Annotated in this window: 17 protein-coding genes and 1 pseudogene; 12 read left to right on the top strand and 6 right to left on the bottom strand. The window is 38.3% G+C overall.

Going from position 1 to position 20,121, the window contains the following annotated elements:
* The first annotated feature begins 581 nt into the window (after nucleotides 1-581).
* From B9T23_RS01720 to B9T23_RS01680, 9 genes are all read left to right on the top strand, one after another.
* A complete protein-coding gene (locus B9T23_RS01720) occupies nucleotides 582-4,526 on the top strand; it encodes a tape measure protein (protein ID WP_086192723.1) in 3,945 nt (1,314 codons plus the stop codon).
* 42 nt (nucleotides 4,527-4,568) lie between these two features.
* The gene (locus tag B9T23_RS01715; protein ID WP_086192722.1) at nucleotides 4,569-5,783 is read left to right on the top strand and encodes a hypothetical protein; all 1,215 of its coding nucleotides are present in this window, start codon (nucleotides 4,569-4,571) and stop codon (nucleotides 5,781-5,783) included.
* Complete coding sequence (locus B9T23_RS01710; RefSeq protein ID WP_086192721.1) at nucleotides 5,783-6,700, top strand: phage BR0599 family protein; 918 nt, start codon at nucleotides 5,783-5,785, stop codon at nucleotides 6,698-6,700. Before B9T23_RS01715 ends, B9T23_RS01710 begins: the two co-directional genes overlap by 1 nt.
* 8 nt (nucleotides 6,701-6,708) lie before the next feature.
* Entirely contained in the window at nucleotides 6,709-6,960 is a 252-nt protein-coding gene (locus tag B9T23_RS01705; protein WP_086192720.1) for a hypothetical protein, read from the top strand.
* A gap of 8 nt (nucleotides 6,961-6,968) precedes the next feature.
* Nucleotides 6,969-7,139, top strand: a complete 171-nt coding sequence (locus tag B9T23_RS01700) for a hypothetical protein (protein ID WP_228145887.1) — start codon at nucleotides 6,969-6,971, stop codon at nucleotides 7,137-7,139.
* Nucleotides 7,132-9,870, top strand: coding sequence for a phage tail protein (locus B9T23_RS01695; RefSeq protein WP_086192718.1), 2,739 nt, complete (start codon nucleotides 7,132-7,134; stop codon nucleotides 9,868-9,870). Before B9T23_RS01700 ends, B9T23_RS01695 begins: the two co-directional genes overlap by 8 nt.
* Complete coding sequence (locus tag B9T23_RS01690; RefSeq protein ID WP_086192717.1) at nucleotides 9,870-10,763, top strand: LamG-like jellyroll fold domain-containing protein; 894 nt, start codon at nucleotides 9,870-9,872, stop codon at nucleotides 10,761-10,763. Before B9T23_RS01695 ends, B9T23_RS01690 begins: the two co-directional genes overlap by 1 nt.
* A gap of 97 nt (nucleotides 10,764-10,860) precedes the next feature.
* Nucleotides 10,861-11,175, top strand: a complete 315-nt coding sequence (locus tag B9T23_RS01685) for a hypothetical protein (protein ID WP_086192716.1) — start codon at nucleotides 10,861-10,863, stop codon at nucleotides 11,173-11,175.
* A 245-nt stretch (nucleotides 11,176-11,420) separates the two neighbouring features.
* Nucleotides 11,421-11,963: a lysozyme gene (locus tag B9T23_RS01680; RefSeq protein WP_228145892.1), complete on the top strand. Its 543-nt coding sequence runs from the start codon at nucleotides 11,421-11,423 to the stop codon at nucleotides 11,961-11,963.
* Between the two features lie 24 nt (nucleotides 11,964-11,987).
* Here the strand turns inward: B9T23_RS01680 and B9T23_RS01675 are convergent, their stop codons facing one another.
* The 3 genes from B9T23_RS01675 to B9T23_RS01660 form a co-directional block, all read right to left on the bottom strand.
* Nucleotides 11,988-12,857 carry a DUF6236 family protein gene (locus tag B9T23_RS01675; protein WP_228145886.1) on the bottom strand — a complete coding sequence of 290 codons (870 nt, stop codon included), beginning with the start codon at nucleotides 12,855-12,857 and terminating at the stop codon, nucleotides 11,988-11,990.
* Nucleotides 12,858-13,425: 568 nt separating this feature from the next.
* Entirely contained in the window at nucleotides 13,426-13,668 is a 243-nt protein-coding gene (locus B9T23_RS01665; protein ID WP_086192713.1) for a hypothetical protein, read from the bottom strand.
* A gap of 74 nt (nucleotides 13,669-13,742) precedes the next feature.
* The gene (locus tag B9T23_RS01660) at nucleotides 13,743-14,960 is read right to left on the bottom strand and encodes a tyrosine-type recombinase/integrase (protein ID WP_086192850.1); all 1,218 of its coding nucleotides are present in this window, start codon (nucleotides 14,958-14,960) and stop codon (nucleotides 13,743-13,745) included.
* Between the two features lie 164 nt (nucleotides 14,961-15,124).
* Here B9T23_RS01660 and B9T23_RS01655 point away from each other — a divergent pair.
* Nucleotides 15,125-15,358 (top strand): annotated as a pseudogene (locus B9T23_RS01655) (DUF159 family protein); the annotation flags it as partial.
* Between the two features lie 7 nt (nucleotides 15,359-15,365).
* Here the strand turns inward: B9T23_RS01655 and B9T23_RS01650 are convergent.
* The 3 genes from B9T23_RS01650 to B9T23_RS01640 all read right to left on the bottom strand — a co-directional run bounded on the left by B9T23_RS01650 (nucleotide 15,366) and on the right by B9T23_RS01640 (nucleotide 16,944).
* Nucleotides 15,366-15,830, bottom strand: a complete 465-nt coding sequence (locus tag B9T23_RS01650; RefSeq protein ID WP_067726083.1) for a MarR family winged helix-turn-helix transcriptional regulator — start codon at nucleotides 15,828-15,830, stop codon at nucleotides 15,366-15,368.
* 150 nt (nucleotides 15,831-15,980) lie between these two features.
* A complete protein-coding gene (locus B9T23_RS01645; RefSeq protein ID WP_067726085.1) occupies nucleotides 15,981-16,445 on the bottom strand; it encodes a MarR family winged helix-turn-helix transcriptional regulator in 465 nt (154 codons plus the stop codon).
* A gap of 181 nt (nucleotides 16,446-16,626) precedes the next feature.
* Nucleotides 16,627-16,944, bottom strand: a complete 318-nt coding sequence (locus tag B9T23_RS01640) for a hypothetical protein (RefSeq protein ID WP_086192712.1) — start codon at nucleotides 16,942-16,944, stop codon at nucleotides 16,627-16,629.
* 521 nt (nucleotides 16,945-17,465) lie between these two features.
* Between B9T23_RS01640 and B9T23_RS01635 the strand changes: the two genes are divergently transcribed.
* Nucleotides 17,466-18,992, top strand: coding sequence for a TerC family protein (locus tag B9T23_RS01635; protein WP_067726089.1), 1,527 nt, complete (start codon nucleotides 17,466-17,468; stop codon nucleotides 18,990-18,992).
* 271 nt (nucleotides 18,993-19,263) lie between these two features.
* Complete coding sequence (locus B9T23_RS01630) at nucleotides 19,264-19,995, top strand: hypothetical protein (protein WP_086192711.1); 732 nt, start codon at nucleotides 19,264-19,266, stop codon at nucleotides 19,993-19,995.
* Nucleotides 19,996-20,121: the final 126 nt, after the last annotated feature.

Below are 20,121 nucleotides of genomic sequence, written 5' to 3'. Positions count from 1 at the left end.
GGCACACCATTGGCTTTAGGTGCTGAAGATATTAAGTCCTATCTTGAGCTTTATGAATTGCCTTGCGAGCTTCATGTTTTTATTGATTGTATCTTCACCCTAGATAATCTTTTTATTGATGAGAGTCGGAAACGGATGGAGAGTCGGGTGAGAAAACCATCTTAGGGTGATTTTTTTATACAAGCCTTATTTAACAAATAGGGCTTGTATTGATAGTTATTCCTGTAATTATTTAGATGGGGTCTTTTCTATCGGCTGTGATGTGTCAGTGGGTGCATCCTGTTGTGCGATTACCTTTGGTTTACGGTTAGGCATATAGTCTGGGTCGTTCGACATAGCCAAATATAAAAAAGTAAAAAATATAGTGGCTATAACCGCAATAATGGCAACAAATTTCCAGCCTAAGATAGTTGACTGTAAGTCATCTGATGAGGAGTTATTTTTCATAAAAAAGCCAAAAAAGCAAAAAAAAGTGCATACCTTATATCATAAAACTGATTTATGGGAAAAACCGCGATGACCTTTTAATACCCAAAATTCAGCGCCTTTAGGCGCTTTTTTATTGCCCGTAGGAAAGTGAAATGACTCAAGAATCCCGCCTAGTCATCGTTATTGACTCTAAAAATGCTGAGCGCAATACACGTGCTGTTGCCGATGAGTTGGCAAACCTGACCAATAAAGGCGTTCAGGCTGATACGCAAATGACAGCCATGAGTTCATCCATTAAAAGTCTGGTCGGGTATATGGGGGGGCTACTCACAATCAATAAAGCCATTGCGATGGCTGATGGCTATACGCAAATGGCAGCGCGTATTCGTAATGCGACACAGAGTGCAGAAGAATACACATTAGTTCAAGACCGTTTATTAAATACAGCGAACACTACTTTCCGCGCACTAGGCGAAGCTCAAGAAGTTTATTTAAGTATGGCTGGTGGTATGAAGTCACTCGGAAAATCCACAAAAGATACTTTAGATTTAACTGATTCACTTAGTTTTTCATTCACACACAATGCAACACGTGTAGACCAAGCACAATCAGCAATGGATGCTTTAAGTAAGTCTATGGCGAAAGGCAAAGTTGATGGTGATGCATGGATTTCCATTGTCACTGGTGCGGATAATGTTATTGCCGACATGGCAAAAACCACAGGTAAAACAGAATCTGAAATTCGGAAATTAGGCGCGGAAGGCAAGGTATCGCTTGAGGACTTAATCAAAACATTAATTCTTACTCGTGATGAAAATGAAAAACTTGCCAACAATATGGAAAACAGCCTGGCGGATGGTTTTACTAAGCTATCTAACGAAGTGACCGTATATCTTGGTAAGGCAAATGAAGCAACCAGTGCAACTGGGATTTTGGCGGGTAGTTTAGGTATTTTGGCTGATAATCTTGACATTGTTGCCAACACAGGTGCGGCTATTGGTTTGGGATATGTGACTACTGCACTTCTAACAAAAGGAGCGGTTGTTAAAAAAAGTATTGTTGATTCAATAGCGAGACGTGCGGCAGATCAAGCAGAAATTCAATCGCAGCTACAACTTGCAGCGGTTGAAGTGCAAAGAACTCGTCAAATTGAAGCTTTAGCAATACAGGAAGTTCATTTGGCACGGCTCGAATTAAATTCAGCCATAACTCGCACAGAGCGAGCAGCTGCAACAATGCGCCTAACTCAAGCTGAAGTTGCTCTAGGTATTGCAAGCAAGCAAACTACCGCAGCAACTGCGGCAAATACAGTAGTTCAGAATGCCAATAATGCTTCTAAGCGTGCAGGCATCTTAACAAGCACAAGTTTAATGGGGGTGCTCGGTGGACCAGTAGGGTTAGGAGTTACGGTTGCCACAGTGGCGGCTGGTTATTTGTTGATGCGCGATAGTGCAGATAAGGCCACCGTATCAATCGATTTCCAAGGAAAATCTGTTGGTGATTTGGTTATTAAATATCGCGAGCTAAACACACTTCAGCGTGACAATGAAACCAAAGCATTAGCAGATCAGGTGGAAGAATTAAGCCTTAAGTTTAGAGTTGCATCTTCTGATTTGACAGGCTTTATGCAAGCTCTGCCTGTTGCGGATGAAAAAATTAACACTTGGAGCAAATTGCACTCTCAATTCTCCCTAGGGAAAATTTCTAGCGATGAATACTACAAGTCAATTCTGGCGTTAAATATTTTAAATGATGATCAGCTGGATAAGGTCCGCGGTCTGATTGGTGGTTATGATTCTAGTAATAAGGGAATGAAAGAAGCTGAGGTCGCTCAAAAGGCTTTAGCGGCAGCAGCCAAAAAAACTACTCAAGAAGCCAAAGATCAAGCAGTAAGCGTGGCTGACTTAAGCGAGAAAATCAAAGAACTCCTTAAATCATCAAATCAAAATATTACAGATTCTAAAATTACTTCAGCTTTAGCGAGTCGTGGGTATAACGACACCATGATCGATCTTGCTAAAAAGTATTTAGCCGTAGATGGTGCAATTGTAGAAAATGCACAAGGCCAGAAAGTCCTGAGAGATGATTTGAAAAAAATGCTCAAGGCTGAATATGATGCAATTATGAAGGCTAAGGGTGCTGTTGATTCTCGTAATGAGGCTGAGAAGGAGCGAACCAAGGAGCTTGAGAAACAACAAAAAGTTCTTCAGGTTAACTCTAAAGTCCAAGCTAATGCTGCTAAATACAATTTTGCCGGATTAGAGACGAAAAATGGCCTGCCGAAAGGGCTGCTATCCGCTATTCAAATGCAAGAAAGCCGAGGTGATACCTACCGAAATAGCAAACTTTTAACATCACCAGCAGGAGCGCAAGGCTCTTTTCAATTCATGCCTGCAACAGCAAAACGCTTTAATGTAAATGTTGAAGATATGGCATCCAGTGCCGCAGGCGCTGCTAAATATCTAGGTAAATTACTCAAAATGTTTGGTGGTGACGTTGATAAGGCAATCATGGCTTACAATGCTGGAGAAGGTAATGTTCAAAGCGGTAAGGCTTACGGATTCAAGGAGACCAAAAACTACCGTGAAAAAATCAATAGCTACATGGCGGGTAGTGCAGGCTTTAAGGAAGGGGATATTTCATCCAAAGAGTTTGATCGAATCATTGAGGAAAGTACGCGAGTCGCTATTGAGCAAGCCAAGGCACGCACACAGCTTGAAGTTGATGTATCTAATGAGGTGGCAAAGATTCGCGCTAATCTTCAAGCAAAATTAGATGAAATTGATGCCGCTAATTTTTCCCCTGAAAAAGCCAAAACCCTCAAAGCTGAATATCAATCACGCGCTGATAACGATATCGCTATTGCTCAGTACGCATTAAAGACCAAACTTGATGATTATGCTGCTTTCAAGAAGACCGAGGAGCAACTTTTAAAAGACAGCTTTAATCAGAAAAAGTTTTATGCGGCACGTGATTTAGAGCTAACCAAAGATCAGCGCAATAAATCGGTTGCATTGCTTGAGAGTCAGTATCAGCAAGAACTCGGCTACATCAAACTCGCTAAAGAACAGCGCATGTTCCAGATGCGTGAACAATTCATGACTGAAACAGTAGCAATGGAGGAGCAGTATCGAATTGAACACTTGCGACTCATTGAAATTAACGACCTTGAAGAACGTAACTTTAAACAACAAATGCTTCGACTTCAGAAGCAAGAAGAAGTGCGAAATCGTTTAAACAATGCTGTTCAAAATTGGGGTTCTACTCAAGCAGAAATGAATGGTACGGGAGAGCAGCGACAGATTGAGCAAACACGTTTTAGTCGTTACGACCAATCTCAAGAATTGTTTGACTCTCAAATGTCATCCGTTGATCAACAAGCTCAAGATCCAAACGCTAATTTAGAGGCTATTGCCGCACAGCGAGAAGCAATATGGCAAGCACACCATAAAAGAATGAACGCAATTGAAGCAGACTATCAAATCTCATCAGTTCAACTACAGCTCAGCTATGGTGAGCAAATGGCATCTAGCATGACAACAATGATGGGTACTATTTTTGGGGAGAAATCCAGAGCTTACGCAGCAGCCTTTGCAATTGAAAAGGGCTTTGCTGTCGCTCAAGCAGCTTTAGCTATGGGTCAGAATATTGCTGAAGCTTCTAAAGTTGGATTCCCTTACAACATTCCAATGATTGCTGGCGCAATGGCTCAAGGTGCACAAATTGCTTCAATTATTAGCTCTGTTGCTGCTCCTTCTGCAGGCTACAAGTCAGGCGGCTACACTGGCAACGTCGGTGTAAATCAAGAGGCTGGCGTAGTGCATGGTCAAGAGTATGTATTGAATGCTGAAGCCACCAAACGTGTCGGGGTTAATACCCTTAACGCCATCAACAATGGTGGAACTATTCAGGCTGAGAAGCAAGCTCAAGCGAATGCGAAGGTTGGTGGTGGTGCTTCACCAAACGTCAATCTGAATCCAAACTTTGTAATCGTAGATGAGCGTGAAAAACTCGGGGATTACCTATATGGCGCTGATGGCAAGAAAGCCTTTGTGAAATTCTTTAAACAGAATCGCAGAGAATTAGGACTTGCATAAGCTCACTTCGGTGGGCTTTTCTTTTATCTATTCGAGGACAAAATGAAAATACAAACATCACAGTTTGGCGAGGTGCATGTATTAACAAATTGCCCTCTATTAAATTCAACCGAGCGCCTGGAATGGATGACTGAAGTTCATGAGTCATTCAGTGGCAGTGAAGAGCGTTATCCGCTTCGAGACACGCCTCGCCAGATCTTGAGTTTTAACTATGTACAGATGCGTAAGGAAATGGGCGATATGTTTCACATGTTGTCTGCTAATTTACGCGGGCAGTGGGGCATTCCACTTAAACAGGTTAAGCGAGTCATTCCAGATGTGGTAGATGATGATTACATCATTCTCGAAACAAATAGCACCATAGCCGACCTTAGAGTCGGTTTTGCTTTTATTGAGAGCAAGGAGGGTGGTCAGGTTGTAGAGATTATTGAACGTGGTCGCTACATCATTATCCAGGAAGAAATCCGGAACCCTGAAACCGATGAGGTTATTCAGGAGTTGGAAACTGAATATCAGGATGGTTTTCGCTTGGCCACAAATATCACTGTAACCAATGCGGTGATAATGCCGCTACGGATCTGCATCATTGATGGTGATGCTTCAATTAATGCGGGTGGATTCTGGTCCAATGCCTCCATGGTTTTTCGAGTGTTGGCTGAGGATCTACCAGAACATTCGGGCGACATTCCGGACCAGTACAAAGACAGCGATATTTACTTTAAACCGTTGCTGCTGGATGGCGACTCGATTGAAATCAGCATGAGCCAGCATCAAAACATGGTGGATAACGGTATTGGTGGATTTCAGTCATTTACCCATCATACCAAAGTAAAACAGTCCAAGCCGTTTAAATCACTGATTAAAAGTTGGGATGAGTTTCAAGAGTTTAGACGATTCTTATTCCGTCGTGGCGGTCGATATCGTCCATTTTGGCTGCCGCTTTATGAGCGACATCTGAATATTTTAAACACTGGGAATATCACCACTAGCTTAAGCACAAATACAAAATATCTGCTTGAGGCAAATCGAAATTACCTTGCGGTAAAGCGTAAAGATGGCAGCTGGACAGCGCATCAAATTACCGCCAAAACAGGCGGATCTTTAACAGTTTCACCAGCAATTAATGCACAGCGAAACAACATCGAAAACATCTGCTATATGGGCCTTTACCGCTTCGATGCAGATCAAATTGAATTTCAATTTTTAGGTGCTGGTATTTCACAAGTCACCATCCCTATTTTGGAGTTAGAAAGATAATGGATATTCGTGTAGAGCTTTACCAATTTAAGCATGGGGATAAGGCTTGGTATTTCACCAATCATCGTAAAGATGTCACTCACAATGGCATCACGTATAAATCAGTACGTGGCTTAGACCGGGATGCTATTGAAGATGCCGACATTGATAAGTGTGAAATTGAGGTCACTTTTCCGCAAAACACTTTAAGAAATGATGCTGGTGATAGTTTCACAAGCGTATTTCTAAACAAGATTTACTTTGAGTCAGTTTATTTAACTGTGCTTGAGCTTGAGAAAAATGAAACCTTGGTTTTGTTTATTGGCCGTGTGACTCAGCCGAAATTTGACGATTCAGCCGACACAATGACGCTGATTTGCTCAACCGGTGAATCCTATTTAAACCGAACAATTCTAACTCGAAAATTCCAAAAGACTTGCCCAAATTCAATTTATGACCGCTGGTGTGGATTGAAATTTGAAGACTGGGCTTTTGATGTCACTGTGACTGCAATCAATGGGCTGACGATTACATTCACGGTTAATCCAACTCAAGTCAAAGATGAAGAAGGCAATCTTGTATTTGTACAAGTACCGGTTCTGGATGAACTTGGGCAACCTGTTTTGGATGTAAATGGGCAGCCAACATATATAGATGGCGATGCAGTCATGGAAACCAAAACCTATGTTGCAGGCTATCTCAATCGCGGATTATTCAAAAAACTCGGTGTTTATACGTTTGTTGTTGGCAATACATCAAATTCAGTCATTTTGTATCGCGAACATGTCGGCTTAAAAGTCGGTGATGTGATTCAGCTCGCACCAGGGTGCGATCAATCCTCAAAAACATGTGATTCAACATTCCATAATAGTGCACGTTTTGGTGGGCATCCATACATTCCGAGCGAAAACCCTGTGATGGCTCAATTAATTAAGTAGGTGATGAGATGATTGTACTTCCATTATGGGCAATATGGACAATGGTGGCGGTTACGGTTGCTATGGYTGTTTATTCATATGTGCAAATGCGAAAGATGCAAAAGAAAAATGGACAGAAAGCCAATCAGCTCGATGGAACCATTGCAGATGAAGGCACCTCATTTAGCGATATTGCGGGAAGTCCACACATGTACGGAAATATCACGCACCTTTGGGGTCAAACCACTACACCGATTAAATCAAAGGGCGGTAAAAAATGAGAATTTACATGTCTGATTTACGAAAAGCCAAAATGTGTGCTCGCGGATCGCGGGCATTTTTTTTGTCTCAAGGTTGGGATTGGCAGGACTTTCTTAAGAATGGAATTGATTTAGAAATTGTTAAATCAACGAATGACGCAATGGCTTTGCAGATTGTAAAGGTGGTTGAAAATGGCTGATCAAGTTACAGGGTATAAATATTATGCAAAATTCGCTTTATTTATCGGCAATACAATTGAAAATCTAAATGCTATTAACTTCGATAAGCGCGGATGGATAACTAAGCTCTCAAGTGATAATAATGATATTTTTACAATTGTTAAACCTGATCTTTTTGGTGAAAACGAGGGTGGTGTTGTTGGAACAATAGATGTTAGATATGGATTGAATAATCAATCAGTGAGTGGAGCCTGGAAAAAAGAAATCCCATTGATTTCATCATATCCTTATCAATCATATTTAGTGTTCAGAGGAATTAAAGATGGTGTTTCTGGGAATCATAATGGTTCAGGTTGGATTAATGATGTAATTAGTAGTTTAGGGGCCTATAACAGTGACGCTTTTTACGTCGGCAACTCAGGCTATATGAAAGAAATGTTGCTTTGGCCGAAACGGATTCATGTGCGAAATGATGGGCGTGGGCAGTGGTATGATGAGAAATCTGAAATTCCTGAATATTTCATATCAAACTTTAATCAAAAAAATCAATTAACGAGCTATGAGGGTGTTTTTGTTGTAACAACAAAGTATGGCGACCAACAAGAAGTACAAAACTCAGATTTTTTTAAAACACCAGTATTTGAGCCCTTTCTATTTACTCGCGGTTACACTGGGTTAAGTGATGAGAACTTAAACGCACCAGACTCATTATCAATTAAATATATAATTTCAAATTATAATTTTGGTGGGTTTGTTAAAGTAACTTTTAATGTTGATCACCACTCAGAAAGTCTTTCAAGAACAATTTACGGCAGTGTTTTTGAGGTGGGTGAAAATTACATTATTTACAATGCAAATGGTTCTGATTTTGGTTTTGAATTTGTCGCCCAAGGCGCGTTAGCTGACCCAATTGCTTTTAAGAAAATTTCATTATTTATAACTGACACGTATGCGGTATCACCAGTTGATCGTTTGCCAAATCTTGAATATGGAGACATGAACCCAATTCATAAAATACGTGAAATACTTACTGATGATACGGCAATGAATAAGCCTGAATCATCTGTAAATAATGAAAATTTTATCAAAGCCGCAGATCGAATCTATGAGGAAGGCTTGGGGATATCTTGGTCTATCACTGAGAAATCATGTATTGATGCAATTAATGAACTTTGCTATCACATTGAAGCCGGGATACGTGTGAATCGTCAAACTGGTTTATATGAAATGGTTTTGTTTCGAGACCATTGGTTTGAAGAAAATGAAATTCATACAATTTCTGAAAGCAAAATCAAAAGCATGCAGTATGAAATCACTAATGCTGATGAGGTGATTAATCAGGTTAATGTAAATTACTATGACCGCTCCAATATTAAAAATTCATCCTTCTCGATTTCTGAAAGTGGCTTGATTCAAACACTGGGTCAAGTGAATGCTGAAACTTTAGATTTTCCATATTTTATGAATATGCGAAATGCGGAAATTGTGGCGAACTGGAAGCTTAAGCAATTATCTACTGGTGCTTTTAAGGGGTCATTCACAACCGGGTGGCGAGAAGCGCGTAAATGGAATCGTTATGACTTAATCAGATTGCCGTGGTCAAAACGATGGACCGGAACTATTTTGGTTCGCATCATGAGTATTAATCTTGGTGGCCCAACCAATAATGAAGTTTCCATTGAATTTATTGAAGTTATTCCTGCTACTGGGATGATGAACACAACCATTGTTGTTGACGATCCGATTGACACAAAACCTGAAGCACCAAAACGATGTAACGCAAAAGTTTTTGAGTTGCCATATTTTGAAGCGGTACAGGCTTTCGGTGAGCGAGAAGTAAATATTGAACTGACTGATAATCCAGAGGCTGGTTATTTATGTGCAATTGCTGAAAAATCACAAAACAATTCATTGAATGCTGCACTACACGTAGATAGTGGAAATGGTTTTGAGCGAGTAGCTACAATTAACTACTGTGAAACTGCATACTTAGATCAATCTATTGACCGCATAACTAACTCATTTGTAGTTAAAGACGTTGGCAATATTGCATCTGTACGAACCGGAAGTCAGATTTTTATCAATGATGAAATTATGGTTTATCAATCTTTTGATGCTGAAACCAAGGTTTTAATGGTGAAGCGTGGTGCGTTTGGTATTCCACAAAATCATAGCTTAAATTCAATTTTATACTTTGCTGATGACTTTATTGCAGTCGATCAAACTATTTATGTTCAAAGTGAAGTTGCGAGCTCAAAAGTATTAACAACTACACCAAGCGGTGTTCTTGCTTTAGCAGATGCAGAAAATTATGAGGTTGAATTTAAGGCTCGCGCAATCCGACCTTATCCGCCTGCTAATGTAAAGATTAATGGTGAATATTGGCCTGCTGAAATCGAAACAGATTTGATTTTGACATGGGTGGATCGCAACCGAGTGCAACAAACTGGCGGTGAAATAATTGGATGGTATGAGGGCGGGGTAACAATTGAACCCGGTACAACAACCCATTTAAACATTATTGAGCAGGATAAAAATGGCGTAGTTTTGGCAACACACAATGCAAATGTAACAGGAACAACATCCTATACCATTGCTATTTCCGCAATACAGGCAGAAACAAGAACTATCGAAATTCACTTAAAGACTGTTAGGGATGGTTATGATTCTTATCACGCATTTAATCATATCGCAGAGATTGCAAAACCATTTTCTGCACCGTACAACCTAAATGTGGAGTATATGGAATAATGCCAAGTTTATTTGTGACATGGGATCTGGATGGGCTTGTTTCAGAGCAGCGCTACTATTGCCAAACCACTCCGATTGATGCGAACAGCCTTCCGACACCCAAAATGGTGCTTGATGGTGAGGTGCGAGAATATACAGATCTAGATGTTATTGAGGGGGAGACATATCACATTAGAGTCGGCTCATTTCGTGGAGATGTTGAAAAAATTAGTAGTGAAGTGGTCATTGTTGCAACAGCCGCCAAAGATGACTTCTGGCCATATGTCGTCACTTTACTTAATTTTGAAAACGGGTTGATTGATGCAACTGGCAAGCGCACATATTCCGCATTTGGCGGGGCTAATACCACAGCAACCAATCCGATATGGGGGGATGCAAGTCTTGATTTGCAGGGCGCTTCCGCTAAAAGCATTAATACGCCACATTCAGCTGATCTAAATATTGGTGGCGGTGATTTTACAATTGAAATATCACTGACAGCTCAAAGCATAACGGATGGTTATCATTCAATTATGGGTAAGAGGAATGGCTATGGAAGCGCAGAGTCGTTCACGATACACAGGTCTAATAAGGATTTATCAATTGACTTTTATTATGATTTTGGTGGTTATCGACAAACTTTTACCGTTGCAAATGTTATTACTGCTGCAAACACGAAATATGATATTCAAATTATTAAAAGTGGCCTTAATTTAAAGATTGCAGTCAATGGCGCAATTAAAGGTTCACTACCCTTAGCAAGTCACATTGCGAACAGTAGTGCGCCTTTGCACATTGGGCAAGCCTCAGCTAATGAGGGATCGATTTTTGGTGGCTTGATTGATGAGCTTCGAATCACAAAAGGTATTGCTAGGCCCGTTGTTGTAAAAACGGAACCATTTCCAACTTTATAACTCCTGCCATGGTGCTGTTATGCACATTGAGGCTTAAAACCATTCAACACAATGCACCTTCGGGTGCTTTTTTATTGCCAAAATTTAGGGGGCGCAAGTGAATGAACCAAGTGCATCACTTTGGAAAAAGTTAAATGAAGTGACAGATAAGTTGCAGAAAGTATCTGAACAACTCATCGAATCTAATGCAATCAATAAAGGGTATCACCAAGCACTCGATCAGCAACGAGTCAAAATTGAAGCGCTTGAACAGCAAAACCATCAAGCCCAAGGCGCTATCGGTCTATTGAAGTGGGGAGCAATGTTATTGCTTGGTATAGCGGTTTCTGGCGGCACATGGACGATCAATACAATCAATCAACTTAAACAAGATACGGCAATTATTCAAAGCCATAGAGAGGATCGTAAATGAAACTGATAAACGAAAGTGCATGGAAATATCTTTCCGTAAAGCTCCCGATCTTGGGGGCTTTTTTAATGCTTGTATTAATTCCGGCATTACAGTGGGCGGTAGATTTTAAAATTATTCCAGTTGAATATCATGCGTATGTGACTGGCGGCTTAATGGTTGTATTATCATATATTGGTAAAAAGCTATATCAACCATCATTGCATCAGATTCAAAGCTTTGCTGCGGTCCCAAGTACGGATGATAATTTGAGAAACTTGTTTAGTAATTTTAGAAAAATTGTAGGTGGTTCTCTTACTCAAGCACAAGTAAGTAAAATTAATGATTTGCTTGAAAGCTTTAAAGGTGAAAAGTCAGTCAGTCAAAACGGAATCAATTTACTTTCAAGTTTTGAAGGGTGTGAGCTTGCAGCCTATTTATGCCCAGCGAAAGTATGGACTATAGGCTTTGGCACTACAGTTTACCCAAGTGGTGTGAAAGTCAAAAAAGGGGATACTTGCACACTAGACCAGGCTAAACAATTTAAAGCACATGATCTAAAGCGCTTTGAAAAAACAATTAATGATTTGGTCAAAGTATCACTTACTCAAAACCAGTTTGATGCGCTTGTTTCACTGGCATACAACATTGGTACAGGCGCTTTCGAGAAATCCACACTTCTTAAAAAATTGAATGTTAGCGATTATCAAGGTGCCGCAGATCAATTCACCGTATGGAATAAGGGTGGTGGTAAAGTTTTGCAAGGCTTGGTAAATCGCAGAGCTAAAGAGCGAGAGTTATTTTTAAAATAATGATAAAAGCCCTCAAGTGAGGGCTTATCTTATTTTTTGAAGTATCACTCCATTATCTATGGCTGACGAAATAAAATGAAATTCTGGTGAATTTTGTTTGGCTTCATGTATTTTTTGCTTTGTTCCAAACATATTAAATACTGATTTTCCTACGGAATAGGCTCCAGATAAGCTTCCTCCACTTATTAACAGATCCCCCACAGCTGCTGTTGCTTCCCATAGCTGGGGTTTATTGTTTTTTATATCACTGATTATTGATTTTAGGGAGTAGGAGGGGAATCTTGCAGCAAAAGCAGATTCATATTCTTGAATAGCCCTATCAAATTCTATAATTTCATATTGGCGCGCAAGCTCACGTCGATCAATATTGTCGTATTGAGTTATTTTTTCAAATAATTTGTATTTAGCAAAATGTAAACGATCTAACTCATCAATATAATCTTCTCTAAATCTTCTAAGTATATCTATAGGCACATACGTACTTGGGTAGGGTAAGCATTTTGCAATTTCAATCCTAATAGTGTGCTGTTCTATCAAATCCTCAGAATCTAGAGTGTTGAAACCATTTGCAACGTTATTATAAATTAACCAGTCCGAATCCTTATTTTGTTTTCTAACACTTTGGCATGCTATAAGGGACTCTAGTGCCAATCTTTGCATTTCTGAAGAGTGAACTCTTGATGGTGCTGCATTACTATAAAACTCAATAACTCCATTGCTTTTAAATTGCTCTATAATTTCATTCGTAAAATGAAACATCGGAATTTGAGTTATAATAATATTATCCCAATAAAGTCCGTAGAACATTAAATCACTATGCGTGAGTTCTTTTGCTACCAAGCCATTCTCATTGGAAACACCACCAGCTCCTGAAAGAATTATACCTTTCGACATCCTCTTTCGTTTGAACTTAATTATCTCACCCATATATCCTCTTATTTTCTAAACCTAATTTTTCAATTCACTTAAAACTAAATATTCACTTCCACACTCATACGAATAATCAAAACAACTATGCCACACACTCCAGCCTAAATTTTTATTCCAAGGCTTGGCAAATCTCACGCAATGCTCAATATGGAAGCATTCTGTTGGTTTTATTTTATTCTAATCAATAATAAAAATAAGGATCTTGACTATTTCTAGTCACCTTGTCGCAGTCCTTACACTTAATACTCTCAATTGAGTAGCGCCCATTACTTTGCTTACCATCTGCGGCAGCAATAATAGAAAAGTGCTGAGTATCATTAAAACTATAGTCATCCTGTGCTCGACAAACAGAGCACTTGATAATTTTTCTATCGCAGTAAATATGTGGCTCAGTCATTATTAATCCTTATTATCAAATTTTTTTGAGTTATTGCTAAAATGAAAACCTGTCAACCAAGATTTATTGCTGATTTTGAGTTTTGTCAACCAAGATCAGCTACTTTAAGTTATTCAAAATTTTGATAGAAAAACTTTAACTTATTGTCCCTAACACTGGAATCATTCTAGGTCCAGCCATTCTTGCTTTTTTTACAATTTCAACTAGCTCATCATAAGTTAAATTAAATGAGTCTGAACTATCAAATATATAAACAACATTCTTAGCTTTAAGCTCATCCGGTGTTTCTGGAATAAATCGAACAGGAATTAATTGCTGTGTTAATTCTTGATCAGTCAATGTAGTAATATTTTTGATATTGCCATCGAATTTTTGCATAAGTTATAAATCTCTATAATGTTTAACCAACTTGCAGAAATGCGCAAGTTTGCATAATTCATAAGTTTTTAGGGTTATTCTTCCCACCCATCCACCATATCAGCCCAGTCCTGTATCATTTTTCTACGATCATTCAGCCATTTTGCATGGTCATAGGTGGCTTTAACCTTATCACCTTTCACATGCGCAAGCTGAAGCTCAATCCAATTAGAATTGTAGTTTGCTTCATTTAGATTCGTTGATGCGGTAGCCCTAAAGTCATGCATAGTGATATGACCTAAACCCATATTTCGAAATGCTTGGTTTAAAGTTGTTGGCCCAATCATTGTGTTGTTATTAACACCAGGAAAAATATATGGGCTATCAGGGTAGGCAGCGAATTGTGCTTTTAGGATATGCATAACCTGATCTGACAGTGGCACGATATGAATCCGGTTTTTCTTCATGTTGCGTTTACCAGCAAGAATATCCGATTTAGATGCAATTGGAATGGTCCAAGTGCGAGCTTCAAAATCAATGTATTCCTTTAATCCTCTACGAATCTCAACTGTGCGTAACATCGTATAGATAATTGCCTTAAGCGCATTCTTGGTGCTGATAGAGCCTGTATATTTATCAATACTTGGCATGATCAACTTTCGATCTTTAGAATTAATCGGCTGAGCATTTTCGGTTTCTGGGCTGTGAATATATCCACGTAATGCATAGGTCGGGTCATTGATCAGCCTGTCAGAGATGATTGCGTACTGCATAACTTCAGCAATAATTTGTCTGATTGAGATTGCCTTATTTTCCCCAGTCCCTTTTCCTGATTTCAAAACTCGCTTAATTGCATTATCCATAATGTTTTTAACATCTACAGAACTCACATCCTTGATCGGCTTGTCTCCAATCATCGGAAAGATATCTACTTTGTACGCAAGGTTTCGGACATAAAGCCAATTTTCTGATTTTGATTTCTTTTTATGGTCACAAAATTCTTCAGTAATCGCCCGAAAGGTTTCTTCCTGTGCCTGCATTGCTTCTAGGCGTTCAGTTTTCTTAACTGTAATAGGGTCAATATTTTTGGCAAGCTGCTCCCGGAACTCATTTGTTTTGGTTCTAGCATATGACAGGCTTATTTCTGGATACTGTCCAATTGTCAGCATTTGCGGCTTATTTAGAAAGCGATAGCGGTACCGCCAAAACTTTTTCCCTGTCGTACGCACTTCAATACACAATCCTGAATGATCAGCAACACGGTATACTTTTTCTTTAGCCTTTAGCTGCTTGATTTTTAAGTCATTTAACATGATGTGAGTAACGACCGTTATGGTATAAAAAGAATTACTCACGATATTACTCACAAATAAAAGTAATGTCATGTCATGCTAGGTTATATGTAGTAAGAGTATGAATATAAGAAAATCAGTTAGATAGAAAATAATGAAAGGAAAGGTAACTCAAGGTTAGGATGGTGTTGCGTATGAATGCAATTGATCATCCCATGATGAAAGAATTTCATGAGCCTGGAAATGTTAAACGCTCAGTGATTGTTATCCCTCACGAGCGTTTAAATGAATGGTTAAGTTGGAAGTCTCCAGATATCCAATCATTTGTAGAAGGGTTTCCTGAAGATGAATTTGAGTGTTCACATGTACCTAAAGCAAAAATCGAAAAAATAACGCCTCAACTGAATTTTTTCGATTAAGTCTAGCTTAACGTGCTAAATTTTTGAAAATATGCTTCAGGCTTTCCATCATTTTGTCTATTTGTAATGGGGTCAAGCCATCAAAAGATTGTTCCAAAACCACATTGGTGAGGTCGTTAATCTTTTGGGTCATTTGTTGCCCTTTTTCTGTTAATAAAACACGGGTAATTCGGGCATCATCTTCACACGAATAAGTGTCTACTAATCCTTCATCTTTTAGGCGATATACAATTTTGGTGGTTGTCGACATTTTAGAAATAATCATTTCAGATAAGTCAGAGACACTTGCATGCGATTTCGACTTTAATGCAAGTAAAATCCGGCGACGAGAATTGTCTAAACCATATTTTTTTAAGGCATGATCTACGTTTTGTACATGTTGAGCGTGTACTTGGGTAACCCAATAAAATGGAAAATTATCTAAACTAAAATCTTCGACACAAGGTAAAAATTTACTATATTTTTTTGTCATGGATGTTTCTCCTGTTTTTTAATTGTTGTAATTGTATTTTATTATTGTAACGATTTTGTGAAAATTATTGAATAAAATTTATTTAGTAATATGTCCTGTAGGTAAAGCAAAAAAGTAACTCCTGATTAAATTTTTTAAATGAAACTTAAATTAGTGCGCTAGATTTTTGAAAATATGTTTAAGGCTTTCCATCATCTTTTCAATTTGTAAGGGGGTTAATCCTTCAAAAGATTGTTCCAAAACCACATTGGTGAGATCGTTAATCTTCTGGGTCATTTGTTGTCCTTTTTCCGTTAAGACTACACGGGTAATTCGGGCATCATCTTCACATGAGTAAGTATCAACTAATCCTTCATCTTTTAAGCGATAAACAATTTTGGTGGTCGTTGACATCTTGGATACGACCATTTCGGAAAGATCCGACACACTTGCATGCGGTTTTGATTTTAAAGCGAGTAAAATTCGGCGACGAGAATTATCTAAACCATATTTTTTTAGTACGTGATCGACATTCTGAACGTATTGAGCATGTACTTGGGTAACCCAATAATATGGAAAATTTTCTAAGCTAAAGTTTTCCGGAGAAGGTAAAAATTTACTGTATTTTTTAGTCATGGAAGACAACCCCCTAATTCATTGTTGTAATTGTAATTTTTCATCGAAAAGCATTCTAATCTAAAGCTATTTTGCTTCGCAATACATATTAAATTATTTTTATTGCTTATTAATATATATTAAGTTTTTTATAATGCAATAAGGAAACTTATCTTTATAGGTTTCCTTATACGAATCAAAATTAAGCGTGATCGTTTAGAAGGGACATGGTGTAGCTGTCTTTATCTTGATGAAATCCCACAATACTCTGGGCAAACTTCAACACTTCTTCTTGGACTTCAGAATTGTGATAAGGCTCTGAAGATAACATTGCCGTAGGCGTGCCGTGTTGTAAAACGACAGGCATAAGCATTTCAAACTTTTGGTTATTATGCGTGACCACGACCTTAACTTGATGCTGATCAAATGATGAATCTAGATTAAGATATGCACCTTCATAGCTAGTATTAGCAATCGTTTTCGACGTTTTATTGAAGGTTAATGCTTTTTCATTTGTCATAGCAAATAATCCCTGTAAATTTTTTTGATTGGATTAGAGACTTGCGCATCTAAGTTTAGCTATCGATTATTTAAGTTAAAAATATCTTGGCTGTTTTTTATTCTAGTGAAAAAAACAGCTTTGGGAACTGATCTTTTTAACAAAAAATTTCTGATATTTGGATCGTACGCTTAATAAATTAGTATATTTATCGAGTAAATATTGTAATAAAATTCATAAAAACAATAACTTATATTGTAATATTTTGGTTTTTTTAAAATTCTTAGTGATTGTAACAGTTAGATTTGTTCTATTTCCAAAGAAAAAAATCAGACGAATAGATGAAATAAGTCACAAAAATGAGTGTGTATTTTGTACAGGTTGGCATTTTTATGGTTGAAAATGAAAAAATCTAATTACAAATTTTATAGTTTGTGCATAATTAATTTATCTATTGTTGAACAGGTCACCTCTATGGATCCGTCGCCGTGCAGGTCTACATTTAATTTTAACCAAATTCATAAAATCGGGGATATAAACTAATGGAGTTTTTATTAGATCCGGGAATTTGGATTGGTTTACTTACCCTTATTGTTTTAGAAATTGTCTTAGGTATTGATAACTTAGTCTTTATTGCCATTTTGGCAGAAAAACTCCCTCCAGAACAACGTGATAAAGCGCGTGTAGTGGGGCTTTCCCTCGCTTTATTTATGCGCTTGGGCTTATTGTTTGCTATCTCTTGGTTAGTCACTTTGACCAAACCGCTTATTATGGTCTTTGATTGGACCTTCTCAGGTCGAGATCTTATTCTTTTGTTTGGTGGTTTATTCTTGGTCTATAAAGCTGTGACCGAACTGCATGAAAAGATTGAAGGCAAACCTGAAGTTAACGTGACTACCAATATTGTTTATGCAAGTTTTGCTGCAGTTGTTGCACAAATTGTGGTGTTAGATGCGGTATTCTCTTTAGATTCGGTGATTACCGCAATTGGTATGGTCGACAACATCTATGTGATGATGGTGGCAATGATTGTCGCCATGGCTGTAATGTTATTGGCCTCTAAATCATTAACTGCTTTTGTAAACCGACACCCGACCGTTGTGATTTTGTGTCTAAGCTTCTTATTATTAATTGGGATTAGCTTGATTGCAGAAGGTTTCGGTTTCCATATTCCGAAAGGCTATATCTATTCAGGTATTGGTGTTGCAATTGCAATTGAAGCATTTAACCAATTTGGTCAGCGCAATGTAGCCAAACATGAATCTAAAATTCCACTGCGTCATCGTACAGCGGATTCCATCTTGAAATTGATGGGTGGCAAAATGGAGACGGTGGCGAATAGCGCTCAACACTTTGAAGCTAAAGAAGCGTTTGCCGATGAAGAACGTTATATGATTGGCGGGGTATTAACCCTGGCAGAAAGATCTGTTGCCTCGATCATGACACCGCGTAGCCAGATTTCTTGGGTAGACATTGAAGATAGTCCTGAACAGATTCGTGAACAGGTATTATCAGTACCGCATAGTTTGTTTCCCGTGTGTCGTGGAAGTCTGGATAAGGTGATCAGTGTTGTTCGTGCTAAAGAATTGCTCGATGTAATTGATGATGACGAACAACTCAAAGCTTTAATCAAACGCCATCGTCCGATCTATATTTTCGCGAAAATGAAAGTGATTGATGCTATTAATACCTTGCGCACATCAAAAGGTTCATTGGTTCTGGTGAGTGATGAATTTGGGAATGTACAAGGTTTAATTTCTCCGCTCGACGTGTTTGAAGCCATTGCCGGAGAATTTCCTGATGCGGATGAACAGCTCGATTTAGTGAAAATTGATGATCATAGCTGGAAAGCATCTGGCATGCTGGATGTGTATCAGCTTGAATTAGAATTGGGCATGATGGATTTAGTCGAAGAAGATGCGGGTTATATCAGTGTTGCAGGTCTAATTTTAGAAAAAACTCACGGAGAAGTGATGTTAGGTACCTATCTTGAGTATCACGGCGTTCACTTTGAGGTGACGGAATTAGATGATAATCGAATTAAATCCGTTTTAATTACGCATCGCTAGAAGGTCATTGGGGACACTAGAAAAAGATAATGAATATCTCTAATTAGTTTCCTTTTCAAGTACTTTAAAAACCCAATAGACAGGTGCTGTTGGGTTTTATCATTTTTATTTATCTCTAAAGGATTAGAAAATAGATGAATTTTGACCTGATTCAGTTAAGATGGAGAGAGCAAGCAACTTAATCAGTCCTAAAATAGCTATTTCTAGGGATGTTGAATGTTAATAAAATGATGAATAATAAAAGTATAAAAATAAGGGCTGAATGGATCTAATGCGTATTACGGAAAGGATTGTAGATTTTACAAAACTTGCATCTGAACAGAAACATCATTTTTTTGAAACAATGCTGGCATTTGATCAGCAAATTTTTCCAAATTCTACTGCAAATGAAATTTATGATTTTGTTCATAATGTAGATGCTGTTTCTGTCCAGGTGGTTCATTATTTTCATCAAGATAAACTGATTGGACAAAATATTATTGCAATATTGAAGCTTTCTTTAAATGAAAAACCACTTTTTGTGGTGAGTTCCAGGGCGGGTACTTTAGCTGCTTATCGTAAAAGGAATAGAGCCCTAAAGACTGCCATTCGCATTGCGATCAATTATCGAATTCGACATCCGACGATTCCATTATGGTTTGTACCTACAGTCATACAGCCTAAAATTTATACGAATTTTGCATCCCGATCGCAGAGTTTCTTTCCTCGTAAAGGAAGGCAGATGCCTGAGGAATATTTACAAGTTTTGGATCTTATTCAGCAGCGTAAAAATGATGTGCAAAAGCGCAGGGAAGATATTTTTGTCCATCCAGCTGTGATGCCGCAAACGACGCCTGCCGACATTCAGCGCTTAAGGAATAAAGCCACCCCACATATTAATTTTTTCATGCAGCATGTGCCTGATTATTTTGATGGTATGGGCTTGCTGTGCGTCTGTAAACTGGATTTAAAAACGATTCTTGAAGCAATATTTAATCTGTGGTTCGATCGGCATGTGTATTAAAGTATATTATTCATCAGCTTGCTGGAAGAGTGTTCTACATTCTGGTTTCTGATTTTCTGCAAAAAAAAAAGCGTGGGCAAAAGTGCTGCTTAATATTTAAGCTAAAGATTCAATTTGAGTTTCTAT

It is taken from the genome of Acinetobacter terrae (assembly GCF_002135195.1).
Taxonomy (GTDB): domain Bacteria; phylum Pseudomonadota; class Gammaproteobacteria; order Pseudomonadales; family Moraxellaceae; genus Acinetobacter; species Acinetobacter terrae.
Note: the sequence above shows the minus strand (reverse complement) of the source record. Positions and strands in the feature narration are given on the sequence as shown.

Excerpts from the sequence above, each read along its gene's own strand:
- B9T23_RS01695 (WP_086192718.1), top strand. The coding sequence starts at position 7,132 with ATGGCTGATCAAGTTACAGGGTATAAATATTATGCAAAATTCGCTTTA.
- B9T23_RS01700 (WP_228145887.1), top strand. The coding sequence starts at position 6,969 with ATGTCTGATTTACGAAAAGCCAAAATGTGTGCTCGCGGATCGCGGGCA.
- B9T23_RS01710 (WP_086192721.1), top strand. The coding sequence starts at position 5,783 with ATGGATATTCGTGTAGAGCTTTACCAATTTAAGCATGGGGATAAGGCT.
- B9T23_RS01675 (WP_228145886.1), bottom strand. The coding sequence starts at position 12,857 with ATGTCGAAAGGTATAATTCTTTCAGGAGCTGGTGGTGTTTCCAATGAG.
- B9T23_RS01690 (WP_086192717.1), top strand. The coding sequence starts at position 9,870 with ATGCCAAGTTTATTTGTGACATGGGATCTGGATGGGCTTGTTTCAGAG.
- B9T23_RS01650 (WP_067726083.1), bottom strand. The coding sequence starts at position 15,830 with ATGACAAAAAAATATAGTAAATTTTTACCTTGTGTCGAAGATTTTAGT.
- B9T23_RS01665 (WP_086192713.1), bottom strand. The coding sequence starts at position 13,668 with ATGCAAAAATTCGATGGCAATATCAAAAATATTACTACATTGACTGAT.
- B9T23_RS01640 (WP_086192712.1), bottom strand. The coding sequence starts at position 16,944 with ATGACAAATGAAAAAGCATTAACCTTCAATAAAACGTCGAAAACGATT.
- B9T23_RS01720 (WP_086192723.1), top strand. The coding sequence starts at position 582 with ATGACTCAAGAATCCCGCCTAGTCATCGTTATTGACTCTAAAAATGCT.
- B9T23_RS01635 (WP_067726089.1), top strand. The coding sequence starts at position 17,466 with ATGGAGTTTTTATTAGATCCGGGAATTTGGATTGGTTTACTTACCCTT.
- B9T23_RS01645 (WP_067726085.1), bottom strand. The coding sequence starts at position 16,445 with ATGACTAAAAAATACAGTAAATTTTTACCTTCTCCGGAAAACTTTAGC.
- B9T23_RS01715 (WP_086192722.1), top strand. The coding sequence starts at position 4,569 with ATGAAAATACAAACATCACAGTTTGGCGAGGTGCATGTATTAACAAAT.
- B9T23_RS01660 (WP_086192850.1), bottom strand. The coding sequence starts at position 14,960 with ATGTTAAATGACTTAAAAATCAAGCAGCTAAAGGCTAAAGAAAAAGTA.
- B9T23_RS01630 (WP_086192711.1), top strand. The coding sequence starts at position 19,264 with ATGCGTATTACGGAAAGGATTGTAGATTTTACAAAACTTGCATCTGAA.